General features: G+C 63.0%; 22 protein-coding genes. 14 read left to right on the forward strand and 8 right to left on the reverse strand.

Annotation, left to right across the window (positions count from 1 at the left end; genetic code table 11):
• The first annotated feature begins 58 nt into the window (after positions 1-58).
• Genes LN996_RS16670 through LN996_RS16680 form a run of 3 tightly spaced genes read left to right on the forward strand, consistent with a single transcriptional unit; the run spans position 59 to position 1247 of the window.
• The gene (locus tag LN996_RS16670) at positions 59-478 is read left to right on the forward strand and encodes a DUF4244 domain-containing protein (RefSeq protein WP_231341528.1); all 420 of its coding nucleotides are present in this window, start codon (positions 59-61) and stop codon (positions 476-478) included.
• Complete coding sequence (locus LN996_RS16675; RefSeq protein ID WP_231341529.1) at positions 475-888, forward strand: TadE family type IV pilus minor pilin; 414 nt, start codon at positions 475-477, stop codon at positions 886-888. The genes LN996_RS16670 and LN996_RS16675 overlap by 4 nt, the downstream gene beginning before the upstream one ends.
• Positions 888-1247: an Rv3654c family TadE-like protein gene (locus tag LN996_RS16680; RefSeq protein ID WP_231341530.1), complete on the forward strand. Its 360-nt coding sequence runs from the start codon at positions 888-890 to the stop codon at positions 1245-1247. The genes LN996_RS16675 and LN996_RS16680 overlap by 1 nt, the downstream gene beginning before the upstream one ends.
• A 39-nt stretch (positions 1248-1286) precedes the next feature.
• On the opposite strand, the gene LN996_RS16685 is transcribed toward LN996_RS16680, so the two are convergent.
• Positions 1287-3629: a DEAD/DEAH box helicase gene (locus LN996_RS16685; RefSeq protein WP_231341531.1), complete on the reverse strand. Its 2343-nt coding sequence runs from the start codon at positions 3627-3629 to the stop codon at positions 1287-1289.
• A 90-nt stretch (positions 3630-3719) separates the two neighbouring features.
• Complete coding sequence (locus LN996_RS16690; protein ID WP_231341532.1) at positions 3720-4415, reverse strand: GNAT family N-acetyltransferase; 696 nt, start codon at positions 4413-4415, stop codon at positions 3720-3722.
• 146 nt (positions 4416-4561) lie between these two features.
• Between LN996_RS16690 and LN996_RS16695 the strand changes: the two genes are divergently transcribed.
• Positions 4562-5458, forward strand: coding sequence for a rhodanese-related sulfurtransferase (locus LN996_RS16695; protein ID WP_231341533.1), 897 nt, complete (start codon positions 4562-4564; stop codon positions 5456-5458).
• A 5-nt stretch (positions 5459-5463) separates the two neighbouring features.
• Here the strand turns inward: LN996_RS16695 and LN996_RS16700 are convergent, their stop codons facing one another.
• Both LN996_RS16700 and LN996_RS16705 read right to left on the reverse strand, forming a co-directional pair.
• Entirely contained in the window at positions 5464-5994 is a 531-nt protein-coding gene (locus LN996_RS16700) for a hypothetical protein (protein ID WP_231341534.1), read from the reverse strand.
• A gap of 65 nt (positions 5995-6059) precedes the next feature.
• Positions 6060-6503, reverse strand: coding sequence for a hypothetical protein (locus tag LN996_RS16705; protein WP_231341535.1), 444 nt, complete (start codon positions 6501-6503; stop codon positions 6060-6062).
• Positions 6504-6595: 92 nt separating this feature from the next.
• Here LN996_RS16705 and LN996_RS16710 point away from each other — a divergent pair, with 92 nt between their 5' ends.
• The 7 genes from LN996_RS16710 (at position 6596) to proC (ending at position 15495) form a co-directional block, all read left to right on the forward strand.
• Positions 6596-8245, forward strand: a complete 1650-nt coding sequence (locus LN996_RS16710) for a methyltransferase (protein ID WP_231341536.1) — start codon at positions 6596-6598, stop codon at positions 8243-8245.
• A 7-nt stretch (positions 8246-8252) separates the two neighbouring features.
• Positions 8253-8963: a helix-turn-helix transcriptional regulator gene (locus LN996_RS16715; RefSeq protein WP_231341537.1), complete on the forward strand. Its 711-nt coding sequence runs from the start codon at positions 8253-8255 to the stop codon at positions 8961-8963.
• Between the two features lie 124 nt (positions 8964-9087).
• The gene (gene topA / locus LN996_RS16720; protein ID WP_231341538.1) at positions 9088-11811 is read left to right on the forward strand and encodes a type I DNA topoisomerase; all 2724 of its coding nucleotides are present in this window, start codon (positions 9088-9090) and stop codon (positions 11809-11811) included.
• 66 nt (positions 11812-11877) lie between these two features.
• Entirely contained in the window at positions 11878-12312 is a 435-nt protein-coding gene (locus LN996_RS16725; protein WP_231341539.1) for an SseB family protein, read from the forward strand.
• Positions 12313-12401: 89 nt separating this feature from the next.
• Entirely contained in the window at positions 12402-13511 is a 1110-nt protein-coding gene (locus LN996_RS16730) for a Ppx/GppA phosphatase family protein (protein ID WP_231341540.1), read from the forward strand.
• A gap of 1 nt (position 13512) precedes the next feature.
• The gene (locus tag LN996_RS16735) at positions 13513-14346 is read left to right on the forward strand and encodes a sugar phosphate isomerase/epimerase (RefSeq protein WP_231341541.1); all 834 of its coding nucleotides are present in this window, start codon (positions 13513-13515) and stop codon (positions 14344-14346) included.
• Between the two features lie 318 nt (positions 14347-14664).
• Positions 14665-15495, forward strand: a complete 831-nt coding sequence (gene proC, locus LN996_RS16740; protein ID WP_231341542.1) for a pyrroline-5-carboxylate reductase — start codon at positions 14665-14667, stop codon at positions 15493-15495.
• 75 nt (positions 15496-15570) lie between these two features.
• On the opposite strand, the gene LN996_RS16745 is transcribed toward proC, so the two are convergent.
• The 3 genes from LN996_RS16745 to LN996_RS16755 are packed head-to-tail and all read right to left on the reverse strand — an operon-like array spanning position 15571 to position 17866.
• Entirely contained in the window at positions 15571-16257 is a 687-nt protein-coding gene (locus LN996_RS16745) for a TrkA family potassium uptake protein (protein WP_026541351.1), read from the reverse strand.
• Positions 16250-17683, reverse strand: coding sequence for a TrkH family potassium uptake protein (locus LN996_RS16750; RefSeq protein WP_231341543.1), 1434 nt, complete (start codon positions 17681-17683; stop codon positions 16250-16252). Before LN996_RS16750 ends, LN996_RS16745 begins: the two co-directional genes overlap by 8 nt.
• A 45-nt stretch (positions 17684-17728) precedes the next feature.
• Positions 17729-17866, reverse strand: coding sequence for a hypothetical protein (locus LN996_RS16755; protein ID WP_231341544.1), 138 nt, complete (start codon positions 17864-17866; stop codon positions 17729-17731).
• On the opposite strand from LN996_RS16755, the gene LN996_RS16760 reads away from it, so the two are divergent.
• Positions 17865-19013, forward strand: a complete 1149-nt coding sequence (locus LN996_RS16760; protein ID WP_231341545.1) for an acetoin utilization protein AcuC — start codon at positions 17865-17867, stop codon at positions 19011-19013. The two genes, LN996_RS16755 and LN996_RS16760, sit on opposite strands and share 2 nt — an antisense overlap.
• A 32-nt stretch (positions 19014-19045) precedes the next feature.
• Here the strand turns inward: LN996_RS16760 and LN996_RS16765 are convergent, their stop codons facing one another.
• Positions 19046-19522, reverse strand: coding sequence for a hypothetical protein (locus tag LN996_RS16765; RefSeq protein WP_231341546.1), 477 nt, complete (start codon positions 19520-19522; stop codon positions 19046-19048).
• Positions 19523-19678: 156 nt separating this feature from the next.
• Here LN996_RS16765 and LN996_RS16770 point away from each other — a divergent pair, with 156 nt between their 5' ends.
• Both LN996_RS16770 and gdhA read left to right on the forward strand, forming a co-directional pair.
• Positions 19679-20260 (forward strand): helix-turn-helix transcriptional regulator, encoded by a 582-nt coding sequence (locus tag LN996_RS16770; protein ID WP_231341547.1) that lies wholly within the window; start codon positions 19679-19681, stop codon positions 20258-20260.
• A gap of 207 nt (positions 20261-20467) precedes the next feature.
• Positions 20468-21805, forward strand: a complete 1338-nt coding sequence (gdhA, locus tag LN996_RS16775) for an NADP-specific glutamate dehydrogenase (RefSeq protein WP_231341548.1) — start codon at positions 20468-20470, stop codon at positions 21803-21805.
• The last annotated feature ends 126 nt before the right edge of the window (positions 21806-21931 follow it).

A 21931-nucleotide genomic window follows, 5' to 3' on the forward strand; every position in this document is an offset into this window, starting at 1 on the left:
CCACGGAAGAGTCAAATCAGTCGGCGGACCCGCTGGCACTCCTGAAAGGAAAACCACCGTGAAAACACATTCCACCACGCTTCCAGGCATTCTCGATGACAGGCTCGAGGATCGGCCGGCTCCCTTTGGAGTCCCGGAGGCTCCTTCCCTGGAACCGGTGACAACCCAGCCGTACGAGCTCTCCGAGTACGAGCTGGAACCTAACGACCTTGAGCGATTCGATCTTGAGGAAGAAATCGGGGAGTTCGAACTTGGATTCGACGAATTTGAGGAATTCGAGGAGGGGCGACGTGAGGACGATGGTTTCTGGGCAAGGACACAGCTGATGGGTTCGGAAGTGGGTATGGCTACCGCTGAGTACGCCATTGCTACCCTTGCCGCCGTAGGTCTTGCGGGCCTGCTGGTGGTCATTCTTCGCAGTGAAGAGGTTCGCGGCTTCCTTCTCAATCTGATCCGCACCGCACTGTCCTTGCCATGACGTGCGCGCTGCCTGCCCGCCGGCGAGCGTCCTGGAGCAAGCAGGATCGGGGCGCTGTCACTGCTGAATTTGCCGTCGCTTTGCCTGCCGTGATGCTGCTTCTGGCCTTCCTGCTGGCAGGCGGCGCTGCGGGCATCACTCAACTGCGGCTGGAGGAGGCCGCCAGGGCGGGAGCGCGGGCATCGGCCCGGGGCGAAACAGCGGCCTCGGTAGATGGGATTGTCCGGAGGCTTGCCGGGGAGGGCGTTAGTTCGTCGCTGGTCGACGACGGCGTCTGGCTCACAGTGACAGCCTCGTCGCCCGTTGGTGGTGCCCTGGGCCCACTGATCCCGTGGACACTGTCAGCGTCGGCTTCAGCCCGTGCCGAATCCGCCGGTGCCGAACCCGCCATCGGGTCAGGTGTCCCGTGATGCCGTCCCCGATACGTTCCCATCATGAGAGCGGGGCGGGAACGGTTCTTGCCCTGACCTTGGGAGCAGTCGTGATGGCATTGCTCGTTGGAGTGCTCCTCCTGGCGCAGGCAGGGGTGCTGGCGTCCCGGGCCGCATCGGCGGCTGACCTCGCGGCTCTTGCTGCCGCAGATGCCGCGCGGGGCCTCACATCGGGAGATCCGTGTGCGGTGGCGTCGGACGTGGCCGGGCGCCACGATGCAACCCTGACTTCCTGCACCGTGGTCGGAGGGAACGTGGTGGAAGTCGGTGTCGAGTTGGACCACCCCTTGGACTGGGGAGTTGCCACCGGCCGGGCGCGGGCGGGACCACCCCCGTAGGCTGCGGGCGCTGGCTCTTCTGCCTGGGCGGGGCCGTCCTTAGACGGCGTCCTTCAACAGGACTCCCAGCAATGTGATGGCGGCTGCCTTGTCCAGCGGGTTGTTCTTGTTGCCGCACTTAGGGGATTGCACACAAGACGGGCAGCCGTTTTCACACTCACATGCTTTGATGGCCTCCCTCGTGGCGGTCAGCCAGATCTTGGCCTTGTCAAAGCCCCGCTCTGCGAATCCAGCGCCGCCTGGATGGCCGTCGTACACGAAGATCGTGGGCACACCGGTGTCGGCGTGCAGGGCGGTGGAAACCCCTCCGATGTCCCAGCGGTCGCTTGATGCCACCAAAGGAAGGAGCCCGATGGCCGCATGTTCGGCCGCATGCAGCGCCCCGGGAAATTCCGCTTCCACCAGGCCGGCTCCGTGAAGCGAGCGGTTGTCCACCACAAACCAGACGGCCTTGGTAAACAGATCGCGGGCCCCCAGTTCGAGGGGCTCCTCGCCAAGGATCTCATTTGAGATCAGTGCCTTCCGCTGAAAGGAGACAACTTGCGTAGTCACTTTGACGTCGCCGAAATGCACGGTGATGTCGCCCCACTGCACCGAACGGGATGTTTCGAGGACCTCGATCTGGGTCACGTCCCGGGCCGTGGTGTAGAAATCGGGGTTGACGCGCCGCACCATGACGCAATGGTCGGTTTCGTTCAGGTCCTCCACAAGGTAGCTCTCGCCCTGGTGCACGTAGATGGCACCCGTATGGGCCTGGTAGTGGGTTTGTGGCGAGTCCATGGTTCCCAGGAGGGACCCGGTCTCGGCATCGACGATGCTGACAGGCCCGCCTCCGTCGGCCCGGAGGTTTACCATGCCTGCGGCGCTCTCCGGATGTGTCCAAAACCATCCGGCGGGCCGCTTTCGGAGGTATCCCTGAACCACCAGCCGATCGAGAAGGCCTTCGGCTGTTGGACCGAAGAGTTCAAGCTCGGCAGGACCGATCGGCAACTCCGCCGCGGCCGCACACAAGTGCGGACCGAGGACGTAGGGATTACCGGGATCAAACACGGTGGCTTCCACGGACACATCAAAGATGGCCTCGGGATGGTTGACCAGATACGTGTCCAACGGGTCGTCGCTGGCCACAAAGGCCGCAATGGCATCCTGTCCGGCCCGTCCTGCCCGTCCAATCTGCTGGAACAGGGAAGCGCGGGTGCCCGGCCATCCAGCCACCAGCACTGCATCGAGCCCCGAAATGTCGATGCCCAGTTCCAGGGCAGACGTGCTGGCGACCCCCAGCAACTGCCCGGACCGCAATGCTTGCTCCAAGGCACGCCGTTCTTCGGGCAAGTACCCGGATCTGTAGGCGGCCACCCGCCCCGGCAGGCTGGGGTCCACCTCGTCCAACAGTCTCTTGGTGATCGAAGCAATGGACTCGGCGCCGCGACGCGACTTGATGAACGCGATGGTCCGCACGCGGGAGGAAACGAGGTTGGCCAGGATGTCCGCTGTTTCGGCTACGGCGGTCCGTCGCTGTTTGGCTCCGTTCTCGCCTTTGAGGTCCGTGAGCGCCGGCTCCCAGAAGGCCACTGTGGTGGAGCCGTGGGGAGAGCAGTCTTCGGATACTTCCCTCACTGGAGCGCCGATGAGCCGTCCGAAGGAAACTCCGGGGTCGGAGGCCGTGGCGGATGCCGCAATGAACACAGGCTCGGGGAAGGTGTTTCCCGCTCCGTAGTAGGCGCAGATCCGTCGGAGGCGGCGCATCAGATTGGCGACGTGGGAGCCGAAGACACCGCGGTAGCTGTGGGCTTCATCCACGATGACGTAGCGCAGCCGCCGGAAGAACTTTGCCCACCAGGTGTGGTTGGGCAGGATACCGAAGTGCAGCATGTCCGGGTTGGCCAGGATGAAGTTCGCGTGATCACGGATCCAGCGGCGCGACGCAACGTCGGTGTCGCCGTCGTATGTTTCTGCACGAACTGTGGGCAGCTTCAACGCGCGGATCGCTGCAAGCTGGTCAGCGGCCAGGGCCTTGGTGGGCGACAGATAGAGGGTGACGGCACCGTCGTCGTGGATCTTCCCGGGATCGGACAGGACCCGCAGTTCGGAGCGGTGTATCGCGTCCAAGGCAGGCAACTGGTAGGCGAGCGACTTACCCGAAGCTGTCCCGGTGGCGATGACCACGTGCTGGCCCGAGTGGGCGAGGTCGGCGGCCTGGATCTGGTGCCGGTACGGTTCGTGGATCCCCAAGGTTCCATAGGCTGCCACGACGTCGGGATGCACCCAGCCCGGCCACGGCTCGTTGACGGCTTTTCTGGCAGGGATGGTGTGGACATGGCGCAGCTGCTCCGGGTCCGGCGTCCGGCCCAGCAGGGAGATCAATGAATGAGGTGCAGCCACCGAATCATTCTGTCACTGTGCGGGCATGCCGACGGCGGCACCCGGGGGCGCCGCCGTCGAACCTGGCTCAATCAGCCGTCAGCCGAGAAGTTACGCCCCGGAAAGGTCGGACCCTTCAGCGCCGCTGCCGGACATCATGAGCACGTGGCCCACGACGTCCCAGCCAAGGTGGGAGTAAAGCTTCTGGCCGTCAAGGGATGCCAGCAAGAGCCCGTTCTCCACATCATGCGAGAACGCTTGGGCGGCGAGGGCCTTCATGATGAAGCTTCCCAGCCCACGGCGTTGGAAGTCCGGTTCGGTGACGATCTTGTCGAAGACGGCGGTACGGTCCACCACGAAAACCCGGCCGCTGGCAGCCACCTGCTCGCCGGAATGGACCACGGCGTAGTGGACTCCGTTGGATTCGGAGGTGGCCAGTTCAAGGTCGTCGTCGGGCAGCCACGGATCCTCGGAATCCTGGGTTTCCATGTCCACGATCATCATGGTTTGCGACGCCGACGTCACGGTCAGCCCGTGCTGTTCAGCCAGGTACTTGTACCTTTGGACGTCGTTGGTGAGGACTGTCAGGATCCTGGTGGGGGCTTCTGTGGTCTTGCCAGCCAGAGCGGTGAACTCTTCGTCCGAGGGATCATGGGCAAAATACTCCCAATCACCGGTTTTATCGGCGCGAAATGCAGCAGGGAAGCGGCCCTCCAGGCGTGATTCATAGCCGCGGCAGCCGGACCAGCCGGCTACCCAGACTTCCAAGAGGTGCGCAATATCTTCAACCAAGGCGTCTGGACTCATGTAGAGAGAGTATGCCAGTGCACTATGAAGCAACAGAGCCGGATCAGCCCGGGAATCGTTGCTTATGGAATTGTGACTTCTTCTCATGTGCTGAAGCCGGAAGCGACGGCAGCGGGCGATTTTACTGCACCAAGTACCCTTGAATAGTGGCTTTAAACAGAATTGTGCTCTTCTATGGCTTTACCCCGATCGCCGACCCCGACGCCGTGCGTCTGTGGCAGCGCGCCCTGTGCGAAAAACTTGGCCTCACCGGTCGGATCCTCATTTCGAAGGACGGCATTAACGCCACGGTGGGCGGCGAGCTGAACAACATGAAGCAGTACGTGAAAACCACCCGTGAATACAAGGGTTTCCACGGAATCGACTTCAAATGGTCAGACGGTGGCGCCGCCGACTTCCCGCGCCTCAGTGTCAAGGTCCGCGATGAGATCGTGTCATTCGGTGCTCCCGGTGAACTCAAGGTCGATGCCAACGGAGTAGTTGGCGGCGGTAGGCACCTTCAGCCAGAGGAACTCCACGCGCTGGTGGAGGCCAGGAAATCCAGCGGTGAAGACGTCGTGTTCTTCGACGGCCGCAATGCGTTCGAAGCCCAAATCGGCAAGTTCAAGGATGCGATCGTTCCGGACGTCGACACGACCCATGACTTCATCAAGGAACTCGATTCGGGCAAGTACGACGACCTCAAGGACAAACCCGTTGTCACGTACTGCACCGGTGGCATCCGCTGCGAAGTGTTGTCCAGCCTGATGGTCAACCGAGGCTTCAAAGAGGTCTACCAGCTGGACGGCGGGATTGTCCGCTACGGCGAAACGTTCAAGGACAAGGGCCTGTGGGAGGGTTCCCTTTATGTCTTCGACAAGCGCATGCACGTGGAATTCAGCGAGGACGCCAAGACCATCGGTGAGTGCGTCCGCTGCGCCGCTCCCACCAACAAGTTCGAGAACTGCTCCAACCTCAGCTGCCGCACCTTGACCCTCTACTGTGCTGAATGTGCTTCCAGCCCGGAAACACTGCGGTGCCCCGGAGGCTGCGAGGCCGCTTAGCAGCCTCAGAGCCTGCTCACCCTGTAGGCGAAGTTGGCGTCCGACCTGGACCCGACCGTGATGGACAAGATGGCATCCTTGTCCAGTTGAACCACGCTCACCCGCGCATTCGCGCACCCCAGAGTCAGGTCCACGAGAGCCACGTCGTTCAGCCGGACAGCGAATGTCACGCGCCGGGTGCCCCGGCATGCCAGCGTCACCGCATATGTTCCTCCGGGCAACTGAACTGTTTGCTCGGATTTGGACTCACCGGGGTTGAGGTAGCCGCTGCTTGAGTAGAACGACTGCCCCTGCGATTCGGGCAGGGCAGCCTTGGCCCACTCCTCCAGAGCTTCGCCTGTGACAGTTTCTTCCAGCGCCGGATCGGGCGGGAGGGCAACATTTCCGGCTGTGGAAGTGGGGCTGGCCTCTGGCCTGCCGCCGTCCTCGTAGGTATATTCGCAGCCGGCCACGCTGCCGCACAGGACAACGAGAAGTACGACGGCGGCCCTCGCCAGCCGCTGTGGCATCACCGAGCCAGCTGCCTTGCTGCCCATGCACTGACTTTACGCCGGTGCAGCCGCTGGCTGAAGGGCTGTCAGCGGGAGGTTCCGGTGCGGGTCTAGCTGGCTGCCGGAACGAGGTGGTAGGCGTAGATCAGCGGTGCATCGACGCTGCTCGTCGAGATGCTGAGGGCGCCCGTGCCGGGCACTTTGATCTTCACCACATCGAGGTTGCCATTGCAGGCTGCGGCGGCGTCCGTGATCTTGTTTCCGCCCGAGGAGACGGCGAAGTAAGCCTTGCCGCCGCCATCGCAGGCCATGGTGAGCGTGTACGTTCCGGCAGTCACGCCGGGTGCTTCCTTCACCAGCTCATCCCGGTTCAGGATCTTGCCGGAGTCCTCCAGGACCACACCGTTCGCTGCCGGAAGGACCTTGTCCTTCCACGCCGGAACGTCTGCATCTGCGATATTGACCGGGGCCTGGCAGGCACTGACTCCCAGCAGGGCCCCGGCGGTAATGGCAACAAGGCACGCACGGCGCCTTGTGGAGGAGAAGTTGAGCATGATTCCACGCTACCGGGTTCCGGACGGGGCGTTTGTCCACATAGTTCCACGGGGGACCGGCTTGCCTGTTGGACCGCACCTACACTTGCAAGGTGACTGACACAGCTTTCTTGTTTACCGCCGGCACCATTGACGATGCCCCCCGAAGCGACCAGCCCGAGCTTCTCCCGGTGCTTGCCGGGGACCTTCGTGCCATCTCCTACACCGTGGACGGCGTTGCTGGCCTTCTGGGGGAGTCTGCCTCCGCGGCGCTCAGCAGGGACCAAGTGGTCCCTGCGCTCCTGGCCACTGAGCGGTTGACGGATTCCCACGATCCTGCCGTGCGGGCCCTGACTGTGGTTGTCCGTCTCTGGTTGCTCGCCGTCCCGCAGCCTGTCGCAGAGGTGGACTCGGCCTTGCCGGGGATCCGGGCGCAAGGGCTGGTGGACTTGGGCTTGGTGAGTATCGAATCCGGGGTCGTCCGGGGCAAAGTGGACTTGCGTCCCTACGGCTGGGAGGCCAACGCCGATGGCAGCGGCGGTGCGGAGCTCTGGGTCGCCAGCGACCTCGCAGCCCACCAGCAGCCGGGAGTGCTGCGACACGATCACGTCCTTGGCATCGGGCGTGCGTCCACAACGCTCGTCCAAACCACGTTCAGGCAGCACACCAAGCGCGCCTTGGACCTGGGGACTGGTTGCGGCATCCAAACGTTCCACCTCCTGCACCACTGCGAGCATGTGACGGCCACTGACATTTCTGAGCGGGCACTGGCGTTCACCCGCTTCAACCTGCTGTTGAACGCGGCGGAGCTTGACCTGGATCCGCGCAGTTTGGAGAGTCGTGTGAGCTTGCGCCTGGGTTCGCTCCTGGAACCGGTGGCAGGCGAAGAGTTTGGCCTCGTGGTCTCCAATCCTCCCTTCGTGATTACGCCCCGCACTGGTGGGGAATCGTCGTCGGACCAGTTCACTTACCGTGACGGCGGACTCCCGGGTGATGGCATCGTGGCTTCCTTGGTGCAGTCCCTAGCTGGCGTACTCGAACCCGGGGGCACGGCCCAGATGCTCGGAAACTGGGAAGTCGCTGCTGGAACTGACTGGAAAGACCGTCCCAGGGAGTGGCTCCATGATTCAGGCCTGGACGTCTGGTTCATTCAGCGGGAGCAGGTTGATCCCGGGCAATACGCTGAAACCTGGCTGCAGGACGCATCGCAGAACCGCGAACGCGAGCAGTACAAGGACTCATACGCCGCCTATCTTGACGACTTCGCGTCCAGGAACGTGGAAGGCGTGGGCTTCGGAATGATCTGGCTTCGCCGCCCCGCATCCGGTCACGAGCCCGTCATCAGCCGCTTCGAGGAGATCACTTATCCCATCCAGCAGCCCATCGGACCGCATTTGGGTGCTGCCATGGAACTGGCCGATTGGGTAGCGGCCAATCCGATACCTGAAGCGCATCTGCTGGTGGCGGAGGACGTCACCGAGGAACGGCATCAGCGTCCCGGAGCCGCCCACCCCGGGGTCATCCTCCTGCGGCAGGGAGCGGGTCTTCGCCGGACCAATTTGCTCAGCACCGAACTCGCTGGCTTCATCTCGGCCTGCGATGGACAGTTGTCGGTCCGGCAGATCGCCTCGGCCTTGGTGTCTCTACTGGGTGGCGGAGAGGACTTCGACGAGGATGCTTTCCGGGAAGGACTGATCCGGGACGTCACCAACCTGGTATTGGACGGCTTCCTGCTTCCGGATCCTGCGCGGATCAGCGAATGAGCAGCGAATGAGCAGCGACGCGATGCCGTCGGCAATCAACGCCCGCCCGCCCGCAAGTGACCCTGACTACACTGATGAAGTGATTGCGAACAACGAGACATCCCAGGCGTCAGGCGACGTTCCGCGGCGGAAGCGGGCCGAGAAGACGGTTGAGATCACCGATCCCAAGGCCATCCGTGCCTTGGCGCACGCTGCCCGCATCGAGGTTATCTCCGAGCTCTATGCCACTCAGGTGAGCCACACAGCAACGGAACTCGCTGCCCGTACGGGCCTGACCCCCAGCGCCATGAGCTACCACCTCCGGGCCCTCCAGAAGTGGGGGATCGTGGCCCCGGCCGAAAATGCCGGAGATGCCCGCGAACGGCGTTGGAAAGCGGCCGGAACGGACTTCACCATCTCGGGCGGCAGTGTCGCTAGCCCCGAGATTGCCGTGGTTGACCTGGAGCTCGATGCCTTCCGCCGAAGGGCGTCGGCCTTCGCCAGAGCCCGGGGAGAACGCCGGCAGCGAGGTGAAGGGGGAGAGGAACCGGTATCGGTGGTCCTCTCAAGCAACCTGCTGTACCTCACCAACCCTCAACGCAAGGAACTTGCGGACAGGATCCGAGAGGTTGTGCGGGAATACGAACTCGACGATCCAACCCATATACCGGAGGGTGCTGAACGTGTGGCAACCTTATGGTCAATGATCCCGGATGACCGCGTGGCACCCGGGCAATAGGGGCCCACACAACCACCGAATGACCGCCCTGGTTTCCGTACCAAAACGCAGGATTCTGCAAACTATGGTGAACTAGGCCAATATGGGCACCAGCCCAATTACACATTTTTTCTGTAGGAGCACCGTGCCCAGCAAGGCAAAAACCGGCAAGAAACTCGTGATCGTGGAGTCTCCCGCGAAGAGTAAGACCATCGCCAAGTACCTTGGGGAAGGCTTCATCGTTGAGGCTTCCATCGGCCACATCCGGGACCTCCCGCAGCCGTCCGATCTCCCTGCAGAACTGAAGAAGACCTCGCTGGGCAAGTTCGCCGTCGACATCGAAAACGACTTCAAGCCGTACTACGTTGTTTCCCCGGACAAGAAGAAAAAGGTTGCCGAGCTCAAGGCCCAGCTGAAAGACGCCGACGCGCTCTATCTCGCAACCGATGGGGACCGCGAAGGTGAAGCCATCGCGTGGCACCTCCTGGAGGTCCTGAAGCCCAAGGTTCCCGTTTACCGCATGACCTTTGGTGAAATCACCAAGGAAGCCATCCACCGCGCCATGGACAACCTGCGCGATGTGGACACCGCTTTGGTGGATGCCCAGGAAACCCGCCGCATCCTCGACCGCCTGTACGGCTACGAGATCTCTCCTGTCCTGTGGCGCAAGGTTGCCCGTGGGCTCTCGGCAGGCCGCGTGCAGTCCGTGGTGACCCGCATGGTGGTGGACCGCGAACGTGAGCGCATGGCCTTCCGGGCAGCGTCCTATTGGGACCTCACCGGCCAGTTCGGTTCAGACTCGGGCTCGTTCAAAGCCAAGCTCGCCGCTGTGGATGGGTCCAAGGTTGCCAGTGGCAGGGACTTCAACGACAACGGACAGCTCACCTCGTCCACCGTGGTGCACCTCAACGAAGAACTCGCCACCTCCTTGGCTGCCGGCCTGGAAAACGCTGATTTCCGTGTCCGGTCCGTAGACACCAAGCCGTACACCCGCCGGCCTGCCGCACCATTCACCACGTCGACGCTGCAGCAGGAAGCCGGCCGTAAGCTCCGCTTCTCCTCCAAGAGCACCATGCAGGTAGCCCAGCGCCTGTATGAAAACGGCTACATCACTTATATGCGTACCGACTCATCGGCGTTGAGCGATGAAGCCCTCACGGCATCCCGTCGCCAGGCCGCCGAGCTCTACGGCCCCGAATATGTGCCCCAAAGCCCCCGCGTGTACGCCAACAAGGCCGCCAACGCGCAGGAAGCGCACGAAGCCATCCGTCCCGCTGGGGACTCCTTCCGCACGCCTGCGCAGGTTGCCAAGCAGCTGAGCGGCGACGAGTTCCGGCTGTATGAGCTCATCTGGAAGCGCACAGTCGCCTCGCAGATGGCCGATGCCAAGGGCTCCACTGCCACCATCCGCCTCGGTGCGGTTGCTTCCGACGGACGCGACGCCGAGTTCTCGGCTTCAGGTACGGTCATCACCTTCCCCGGCTTCCTTGCCGCCTACGAAGAGGGCAAGGACGAGAGCCGTGGCGACGAGGAATCGGATGAAGCCCGGCGCCTGCCCAACGTTGCCAAGGGTGATTCCCTGACGGCATCGGAGATCCTGGCTGTAGGCCACGAAACGTCACCCCCGCCGCGGTACACCGAAGCATCGCTGACCGCGGAACTGGAAAAACGGGGCATTGGCCGTCCGTCCACCTATGCCTCCACGATCTCTACCATCCAGGACCGCGGCTACGTCCGGAAACAGGGTTCTGCCCTGGTTCCGAGCTGGATCGCGTTCTCCGTCATCCGATTGCTGGAGCAGCACTTCACCGATTACGTGGACTACGAGTTTACGGCTGACATGGAAGGCGACCTGGATAAGATCGCCAACGGCCAGGCCGTAGGCGCTGCCTGGCTCAAGCACTTCTACTACGGTGAAGACGCTGACCCCGGCCTGCTGAGCATCGTGAACAACCTGGGCGAAATCGATGCCCGCGAGATCAACTCCGTGCCCATCGCCGAAGGCATCACCCTCCGCGTGGGCAAGTTCGGCCCATATCTGGAAAGCTCGATCCCCACGATCGACGAAAAAACCGGTGAGGTAGTTGAGTCCTCACGGGCGAACGTCCCCGAGGAACTCGCACCGGATGAGCTCACGGCCGCCAAGGCCATTGAGCTGATGGAGACTGCTGCCCCGGAAGAACGGGTCCTGGGAACGGATCCGCACACCGGCCATACCGTGGTTGCCAAGAACGGCCGCTACGGAGCCTATGTCACCGAGATCATCCCGGAGATGACCGAGGAACAGCTGGCCAACCAGCCGGTTGAGTATTACAAGAACGGCAAGCCGAAGCCGCCAAAGAAGCCCGTCAAGGCCAAACCGCGCACCGGTTCGCTGTTCAAGTCCATGACCGTGGACACGGTGACCTTGGATGAGGCACTGCAGCTCATGAGCCTGCCCAGGGTCCTGGGTGAGGACGCCGAGGGCAACCCCATCACCGTGCAGAACGGCCGTTTCGGTCCGTACCTGAAGAAGGGCACGGATTCGCGTTCCATCGGGTCGGAAGAGGAAATCTTCACGATCACTCTTGAGCAGGCACTGGAGATCTACTCGCAGCCCAAGCAGCGTGGCGCCCGTGCGGCCGTACCGCCGTTGGCCGAGTTCGGCCCGGACCCGGTCTCGGAAAAGAACATCGTGGTGAAGGAGGGCCGCTTCGGCCCATACATCACAGATGGCATCACCAACATCACTGTCCCTCGTTCAACCTCGCTGGAGGAGCTGACCCGGGAACGCGCCGTCGAGCTTTTGGCCGAAAAGCGGGCCAAGGGGCCGGTCAAGAGGACCACTACACGCAAGGCGCCAGCCAGGAAGGCCACAGCCAAGAAGTAGCTTCACTGAAGGCCGGGACAGCAATGGCGAATTGCGTCCCGGCCTTCATCGTGGTCGAGTAGAACCATGACTGAACAGACGGTTTCACCGGATAACGAACCCTTGAACGACCTCGAGGCAAAGCTCGCCTCGGCCGAACAGCCGGACGCGAACCCGGTGGACGTCATCCTTGCCTTCCTGAACAACGAGGTCTACCTCGTCAGCTCAGAAGCCGTGGATGGCCCGGATTCCTCCGTTGAGCCGCTGGTACTTTCCAACGCCGATGGCCAGCCCGTCCTTGCGGTCTTCAGCCACCCGAGCCGAGTGGACGAGCGGTTCCTCGACGCTGCCCCTCACGTGCTGGGCACCATGGGGTCGGCGATCCTGGGCAACATCGGGGATGAACTGGGTATGGTCATCAACCCGGGCAGTGAGTTCGGCTTCGAAATCGATCCCGAGGGCATCGCGAACATCCGCCGCGACTTCAAGCGCGCAGACGAAGCAGGGGAGCCCGCGGAATAGCGGTCGCCCAGGCTGCCGGACACCATCCCGTCAGCGAAACGTCGTCACCAGGTTGCTTCACGGGCTTCGAATCGGTGAATAATGGCAGAATGCGTCTTGGCGTTCTCGACATCGGTTCCAACACCGTCCATCTGCTCCTTGTGGATGCTCACCCGGGCGCGCGTCCGGTGGCCTTCGCATCCCATAAACGTCCGTTGTCGTTGGTGCAATACCTCGATGGTGACGGCAACATCAACGACGCCGGCCAGCACGAGCTCATTGAGTTCGTCCTGGAAGCCTGGGAGTTCGCCGCCAGCCACAAGGCCGAGGATCTCCTGGCTTTCTGTACGTCGGCGATCCGCGAAGCAACCAACGGCCCGGAAGTCCTGGCCCGCGTCAAGCACGAAACCACGGTGACCCTCCAGGAACTCACTGGCAGCGAAGAAGCATCCATGACTTTCTTCGCCGTCCGCCGTTGGTACGGATGGGGCGCAGGTCCCATCCTCGACCTGGACATCGGGGGTGGCTCGTTTGAAATGGCGTACGGAACGGATGAACTCCCTGAGTTCGCCACCTCCGTGCCCCTTGGTGCCAGCCGTCTGACGCGGGACTGGCTCCATGACGATCCCCCCACTGCCAAGAGCGTCAAGGAATTGCGGCGTTACATCCGCTCGACGCTGAAGCCGGTGGTGCGGAACTTCCACGAGTTGGGCCGCGCCAACCTGGTGGCCGGCACCTCCAAGACCTTCCGCTCCCTGGCCCGGATTGCAGGCGCTGCCCCAAGCGGTGCAGGCCCGTACGTCAAGCGTGAACTCCACGCGGCGGACCTGGGACTCTGGGCCCAGCGCATTTCCGCCATGACGGTGGAGGACCGTTTGTACCTTCCGGGCGTTTCGGATGCCCGTGCCCGCCAGTTGTTGGCAGGTGCCCTGGTTGCCGAAGCAGCCCTTGAGCTTTTTGAATTCCCCAAGATGGAAATTTGTCCCTGGGCACTGCGGGAGGGCCTTATCCTGCGCCGGCTTGACCAGTTGGTTTTCGAAGAGGCCCTCGATCCCGCTCCGCATGTGGGCAAACGAAAGAAGGACAAGTCCAAGAAGAAAGCGGGCAAGGCGGCGGACACTGACGAAAACCAGCCCCATGTCCATGACTTTCCTGTCCCTGTAAACACCCCGGCCCCTGCACCAATCCCAGCCCCCGTGGCAGGCGGGCTGGCCTCCTGAGATGAGCAACGACGTCGAACCTGAAGTGAATGACCGCCAGATCCCTGTAGCGCTGTCCAGCGCGTCCGTCTACCCCCTGAGCGTCCATGACGCCTTTGCCGTGGCGCAGGACCTGGGCTACGAGGGCGTGGAGGTGATGGTCACCAATAACGCGGTGAGCCAGAACCCTGATGCCCTGATCCAGTTGAGCCACCGCTACCACCAGGAAATCGTGTCCATCCACGCGCCCACCCTGCTGCTGACCCAGCAAGTTTGGGGTACGGCGTGGAACAAGATCGAGAAGTCTTGCCAGATGGCCGCAGACGTCGGTTGCGACACTGTGGTGGTCCATCCGCCGTTCCGCTGGCAGTCCAACTACGCCGAGAACTTCGTGGAAGGCGTCCGGGAGATAGCGGCGATGTACCAGGTCCATATCGCCGTGGAAAACATGTACCCGTGGCGTGTCCGCGGCAGGGAAGCTGTGGCTTACCTGCCGCACTGGGATCCGCTGGGGCAGGATTACGACGACGTCACGTGGGACTTCTCGCACGCGGCCACTGCCGGGGCCAACAGTTTGGAAGCCATCAAGGCCTTGGGAAGCAAGCTCCGCCACGTCCACCTCACCGACGGCTCGGGTTCCGGCAAGGACGAGCACCTGGTGCCCGGTACCGGAACGCAGCAATGTGCGGATGCCCTCCAGCATTTGGCATCCAGTGGTTTTGACGGTGTTGTGGTGGCCGAGATTTCCACCCGCAAGGCGAAAGTGGCGGGGGAACGTGAGGAAATGCTTGCGGAAACCCTGCGTTTCGCGAAGCAGCACCTCAGCGTCCCGCTGCTTCGAAGCGTGGACAACTAACGGCGTCGAGCGCTGTTCCTGTGCTTGTTCGCCTGGCGTGCCCTACAGCGGCTCGTCAGGCGGGCGACTGCGGGATTTAGCGGGGCTGCGGCTTAAAAGCGAAAGCACCGGCGGCCGAATCGGGAAATGGGGGAAAACCCGCCCGGCCACCGGTGCTGCTGGCGGACATCCCCATGCCCGCCTCATCACTCGCACCCTCAATGAGGTAACTACTAAGTTACGGACCAAGAATGAGTGCTGCCTGCAATAACCTTGGGAACAAGCTGGGAATCCGGAACCCGTTAGACCCCGTCCAAGGCCAACTGCAATGATGGAGCAATGAGCAACCGAATCGCATTCCTTGGCTGTGGATCCATGAACGAGGCAATCCTGGGCGGTCTGATTGCCGCCGGGACGGACCCGTCCGACATTGTCGCCACTGTCCGCCGGGCAGAACGCGCTGACGAACTGGCGCAGCGCCATCACGTCATGGCCATCGCGGGCGAGGAGGAGCCGGACAACAACAAGCTGGCCACCAAGGGCTCCAGCATGGTCATCCTGGGCGTCAAGCCGGTGGGCATCCTGGACCTGGCACGGGAGATCAGTCCGGCACTGGCGAAGGACACCCTTGTGGTCAGCGTTGCTGCAGCGGTCTCCATCACCCAGCTGGAAGCAGCGCTGCCGGACGGTCAGCCGGTGATCCGCACCATGCCCAATACGCCGGCAAGGCTGGGCCGCGGCGTCATTTCCGTCTCCCCGGGCACGCACTGCACGCCTGAGCAGCTCGATAAAGCAAAGAAGGCGCTGGCGGGTGCCGGCACGGTGGTCGAGATTCCTGAAGAGCAGGTGGACGCGCTGTCCGCCATCAGCGGCTCCGGCCCGGCCTACGCGTTCTATCTGGCCGAGGCCATGGCTGCGGCCGGCGTCGAACTCGGCTTGGACCAGGAGTTGTCCGTCATGTTGGCCCGGGAAACCGTGGCGGGCGCAGGCTTCATGTTGGCCGAACCGGGAGCAGATCCCACCGCCCTTCGCATCGCCGTCACCAGCCCCAAGGGCACCACGGAACGCGCAATTGCCGCCTTTGACGACGGCGGGATCCCCAGGATCATCGCGGACGGCGCCCGCGCGGCTGCCGCCAGGGCTGCAGAGATCACCAAGCAGCTCGGCTAACCTCGGAGTTTTTGTACAGCTAACGCCCCTAAGAGCGCGTCTAAAGGGCGTTAACTGTACAAAAACTCCATCCGGTTACGGTCGCGCTGCGAAGCGCTCCAGCAGGTCCACGTGTCCGGACACGATCAACATGTCGTGGCCGGACACTTTGGTTTCCGGCCGGGCATAGGTGAAGTCCTCGCCCGGGGTTTTCACACCCACAATGGTCACGCCGTACTTGGAACGGACCTTGGATTCTTCCAACGTGAAGCCCACTGTTTCCTTGGGCGGGTACATCTTGACGATTGCGTAGTCGTCGTCGAACTCGATGAAGTCCAGCATTCGCCCGGACACCAGGTGGGCGGCACGGACGCCGGCGTCAGCCTCGGGGTAGATCACGTGGTTGGCGCCGATCCGGGTGAGGATCTTGCCGTGCGAGGGCGTGATGGCTTTGACCCACAAGTGCTGGATGCCGAGGTCCACCAGGTTCACGGTGATGAGCACCGAGGATTCGATGGACGTGCCCACACCAACCACGGCAGAGCTGAACTCCTGGGCACCGAGCTGGCGCAGGGCATCGATATTGGTGGCGTCGGCCTCTACTACGTGCGTCAGAACGGGCGCCCATTTCTGGACGAGGGTGCGGTCGCGTTCGATGGCGAGGACTTCGCGGCCCTGCTTGACCAGCTGCTCGGCGGTCGCAGACCCGAATCGGCCAAGCCCAATGACCAGTACTGGTGCGTTGTGTGCGGGGCGGTTGGCAGCCCCCGTGGTACTAGCCAATGATTGGCCTCTCTTCCGGGTAGTGGTACAGCTGGCTGCGTTGGCGCAGGGCCAGTCCGGCAGCAAGGGTGACGGTGCCGACGCGGCCGGCGAACATCAAAACAGTGAGGACATACACGCCCGACGGCGGCAGCTCGGCACTGAGGTTGGTGCTCAGTCCCACGGTGGCAAAGGCGGAAATTGATTCGAAGAGCACCCGGTCCAGTGAGGCACCGCTGATCGAGAGCAGCAGGAACGCGGCCACGGACACCAGGGTGGCTCCGGCGACGATCACCGAGATAGCTACGCGCATGGTGCCCTGGGGAATGGTGCGGCCGTAGACCTTCACATCGGCGTCACCGCGGGCTTCGGCCATGATGGCCAGGAACATGACGGCGATGGTGGTCACCTTGATGCCGCCGGCGGTGGAAGCGGAGCCACCGCCTGCGAACATGAGGGCATCGGTCAGGAGCATCGTGGTGGATTCCATGTGGTTCTGGTCCACGAGGTTGAAGCCGCCGGATCGGGTCATGACAGAGGCAAAGAGCGAGTGGGTGATTTTGTCGCCCAAGTCCATGTGGGCGATGGTCCGCACGTTGTCCCACTCCATCAAGGCCCACAGGATGGTTCCAGCTGCGAGCAGGATGAAGGAGACCTGGATGGTGAGCTTGGTGTGGAGGTTCCACTTTTTCCAGTTGAGCCCGTTCTGCTGGAGCACCATCACAACGGGGAAGCCGAGGCTGCCGAGGAAAACCCCCAGCATCAGCGGGATGAGGATCCAGAGGTCGGTTTCGTAGGGAACGATTCCATCCGAATGCGGGGTGAAGCCTGCGTTGTTGAACGCGGAAATCGAGTAGAAGACACCGTGCCACACGGATTGCCAGAAGTCCTCGCCGAGCAGTATGAAGCGCGGAATCAGGGCCAGGGCAAGGGCGGCCTCGATGACCACGGACGTCACGATGACGATCCGGAGCAAAGTACCCACCTCGCCGAGCCGGCCGGCGTTGTTCATTGCTTCCTGGGCGATGAGCTTGCCGCGCACGCCCAGCCGCTTGCTCACCATGAGGGCCAGCAACGAGGCCAGGGTCAACGTGCCAAGACCACCTACGAAAATGCCAATCAGAATGACCAGCTGGCCAAAAAACGTCCAGTGCGTGGCAGTCGAAACTACGGTCAGGCCGGTAACGCAGACGCTGGAAACGGCCGTGAACATTGCTTGGTGCAATGGTGTGACGGTCCCATCCGAGGATGCGGCAGGGAGGGACAGCAAACCGGTGAACACCAGGATCACCACCGCAAAGACGGTCAACGCCAAACGGGCAGGTGAGGTGTTGGCAATGTTGTCGATGAAGTCGCGCACGCGGGTGAAGATCCAGAGACCTTCCCGCTCCTGCTGGTTGGGTTGCCAGTTGGCCGGGCTGGTGGACCGCGACTGGCTTTGAGACATGGCGCTCTTCCTCGGTTGAAACAAGCTTTCCTGAGTAGTAAACCACTATTCCTGCGGCGTAACCGGGCGGTAGCGCCCTCCTGCCTCGGGTAGCCTGTTCTGGATGAACTCCAGGGCCGGAACCACAGCGTCCAGCATTACGCGCTCCGCACTGCCAACGACGGTGGTGTGGGATCCAGCCATGACAGCCTACAACTTTGGTCCGGGTCACCCCATGGCCCCGCAGCGGCTGGAACTGACGGCGCGGCTGGCCGAGTCCCTGGGGCTGTTCGGACACCAGCATGTGGCGGTGGAGGCACCCAAGGTGGCGACCGACGTCGAACTCCTCACGGTGCACAGCGCCGGCTATGTGGAGGCCGTCCGCCGCGTCAGCGAGGACCCCTCCACTCCCGAGGAAGCCCGCGGGTTGGGCACCGAGGATGATCCCGCGTTTGCCGGCATGCATGAGGCCAGTGCCCGCCTTGCCGGTGGTTCGTTGCTGGCCGCTGAGAGCATCCTGTCCGGCCGGGCAGTCCGGGCCGTGAACTTCGGCGGCGGGATGCACCACGCCGCTCGTGAGCGGGCCAGCGGCTTTTGCGTATACAACGACGTCGCGCTGGCGATTCAAAGACTGCTCGACGGCGGTGTGCAGCGGATCGTCAGTATCGACGTCGATGCCCACCACGGCGACGGGACGCAGAGTATCTTCTGGAACGATCCCCGGGTCATGACCATCAGCCTGCACGAAACCGGCCTCACGCTTTTTCCGGGCACCGGCTTTGCCAATGAAACAGGAGGCCCTGATGCACCCGGGACTGCGGTCAACGTTGCGCTGCCTACCTTCACCGGTGACGCGGCCTGGCTACGGGCCTTCCACGCGGTGGTCCCGCAGCTCGTGGGCGCCTTCCAGCCCGAGGTGATCGTCAGCCAACACGGTTGCGACTCCCATCGGGACGACCCCCTGACGCACCTCAACCTGAGCGTCGACGGACAACGTGAGGCGGCGTCCGCCGTCGCCAGCCTTGCTGCGCGCTACTGCGACAACCGTTGGATCGCAACAGGCGGAGGGGGCTACGACGTCACCGGTGTTGTGCCACGCGCCTGGAGCCACCTGATCGGAATGGTGACGCAACGCCCGGTACCCCTCAGCACGCCCGTGCCGGAAGCCTGGCGGACATACGTCAAGGAAACGTACGGCGTCTGGGCCCCGGAGTCGATGGGCGACGACGTGGATGTCTGGTGGCGCTCGTGGGAGGTTGGCTACGACCCCGCGGACGAGGTGGACAGGACCGTCATCGCCACACGCAAGGAGATCTTCCCGCTGTATGGCCTGGATCCCTGGTTCGACTGACCGTGGCTCGACTGACCCTGGACCCGGGGAAGCTAGGGTCCGGTCCTTTCCGTTTGGAAAACCACTCCGGCGGCCCCCACGAGCCAACCAAGCAGGGACAGCGCGAAGGCTCCGATAAGATCCGTGGAAGCCTGGCCTTTGAACAGCCAGAGCACCAGCACCAGCATGCCCATGGTCATATAGACCATGATCGCGAATATCACGCGGCCGGAGAGCCTCGTGGCCACGTCTGCCGGGCTGACCAAGGGGCTGGGCGACCCGGCGTCGGCGTTGTCTCGTTTTACTTCTGAAATAGTGAAGCCGAGCGCTGACGCTGTGAGCGAACTCAGCGACGTTGCCATGACTCCCGCTGCCGTGACCAAGGCGCCGTTCAGTTCGGGTGCCTCCGCAGTTCCCGAGGGGACCCACGTACCGACACGCACCAGGACGGTGGTCCATACGAGGACGAAAAGGGCGAGGAATACGGCGGCAATGATGTCAAAGATACGCCGCCGGAAAAATTCAGTCATTGCCATGCACCCCGTGCTTTTGGCGGCCGGGGCCTGGGAGCCCGGACGGACCGTGCCTCCGTTGTAACATCGGCCCCCGCGGGGGTCAACGGCCCATACCTGTCGCGGCAGGAAACAGGGATGCCAATTGGCGTATATGTCGCTAGGGTGGGAGGCATGGTGACTGACGACGTATTTGCCGTCATAGCTGAGGCAACCAGGCGCGACATCCTGGTCTCCCTCCGCTCTGGGGATAAAGCAGTAGGCGAACTGGTGGAAGAACTGGCTGCGAGCCAGCCCACGATCTCCAAGCATCTGAAGGTGCTCCGCGAGGCGGATCTCGTCAGCATGCGCGCGCAAGGCCAGAAGCGCTTCTATGCGCTGAATCCGAAGCCACTCGCCGGCGTCGCGAGTTGGCTTGAAACGTTCGACGTCGGAACCCCGGCTCCCGCCGCCGTCGTGCCTTCTGCTGTTGTACCGTCTGCTGCTGTTCCGTCTGCTGCTGAGTCTTCCGCGGCAGCACCTGAGGCGCCTGCCGCCGCGGCAGCACCTGAAGCTGCCCCCACCCGCACCGACGCCATCGGCCAGGCCGTAAAGGTCCATGCGAGTGGAACACCGGTGACCCTGGACCCGGCTTCCGATGACACCGTTCCCCAACAGATTGGCCGCACAGTGGGGCGGGCGGCCACTAAGGCTGCTGATCTCCTGGCCAACCTCCCGAACCTGCCCAACCTTCCCAAGTTCGGGCGTAAGCGGTAGCGGGCACCAACCTAACGTGATCCTCCTCACATTGTGAGTTTTTGTTAACCTTGCATTTCCTTGAGTTTTCAACGATTTTCTACAGTTGTGTTAACTCCGGCATGAGGGTCACATTGGCTCTGGATGGAGATCCTATGTCCCTCGGTGCAACCATGGGCGGGACTAATCGTCTCGCCGCGGGTCGGCGCTCTGAGGATAGGAACACGCATGGATTCAAGGCTCGAAGCTGTCCGCGACACCGTGTTGGCGCGGAACCCGGGGGAGAAGGAATTCCACCAGGCCGTCACTGAGGTCTTCGAAAGCCTCGGTCCCGTGCACGATCGTCATCCCGAGTTCCTTGAGGGTGCGGTTTTAGAACGCCTCTGCGAACCCGAGCGCCAGATCATCTTCCGCGTGCCATGGACCGACGACGCCGGCCGCGTGCACGTTAACCGAGGCTTCCGCGTGGAGTTCAACTCTGCCCTCGGCCCGTACAAGGGCGGGCTCCGCTTCCACCCCTCGGTGTATCTGGGCATCGTGAAGTTCCTCGGCTTCGAGCAGATCTTCAAAAATGCCCTCACAGGCATGCCCATCGGCGGTGGCAAGGGTGGCTCGGACTTCGACCCCCGTGGCCGTTCCGACGCGGAAATCATGCGCTTCTGCCAGTCCTTCATGACTGAGCTCTACCGCCACATCGGCGAATACACTGACGTCCCCGCCGGCGACATTGGCGTGGGCGGCCGCGAAATCGGCTACCTCTTTGGCCAGTACAAGCGCATCACCAACCGCTACGAATCCGGAGTCCTCACCGGCAAGGGCATCTCGTGGGGCGGGTCCTTGGTCCGCCCCGAGGCAACCGGCTACGGCACCGTGATCTTCGCCCAGGAGATGCTCAAGACCCGGGGCCAGTCCTTCGACGGCCAGCGAGTTGTTGTCTCAGGTTCCGGCAACGTGGCCATCCATGCGATTGCCAAGGCGCAAGCCCTTGGTGCCACCGTGGTGGCCTGTTCCGATTCGGCCGGTTACATCGTGGACGAGGCGGGAATCGACGTCGAACTTCTGAGCCAGATCAAGGAAGTTGAGCGCGGGCGCCTCACCGAGTATGCCGCGCGCCGCGCCGGTGCCAGCCATGTTGCCGGCGGGTCCGTGTGGGACGTGAATGGCACAGTGGCGCTGCCGTGCGCCACCCAGAACGAGCTCGACGGCGATGCTGCCGCCAAGCTGGTCAGCAACGGACTGATCGCTGTGGCCGAGGGGGCCAACATGCCGTCCACGCGGTCCGCTGTATCCGTGTTCCAGGAAGCCGGGATCCTGTTCGGGCCGGGTAAAGCTGCCAACGCCGGTGGTGTGGCTACCTCTGCGCTGGAAATGCAGCAGAATGCCAGCCGCGATTCATGGTCCTTTGAGCACACGGAACAGCGCCTCACCGAGATCATGGTGGGCATTCATGATCGCTGCGCAGCCACCGCGGACGAATATGGTGCGCCCGGAAACTATGTGGTGGGCGCCAACATCGGCGGCTTCGTCAAGGTTGCCGACGCGATGCTGGCGCAGGGCCTGATCTAGCCCGCCTTTACCCAACTGAGTCGGGGGGGGGGCCCCGCCGGGGGGGGGGGAACGGGGGGGGGGGGGGGGGGGTGGTGGGGGGGTGGGGGGGGGGGGGGCCCCCCCGGGGGGGGGGGGGGGGGGGCG

Origin of the sequence: Arthrobacter sp. AK01 (genome assembly GCF_021109375.1) — a bacterium.
Taxonomy (GTDB): domain Bacteria; phylum Actinomycetota; class Actinomycetes; order Actinomycetales; family Micrococcaceae; genus Arthrobacter.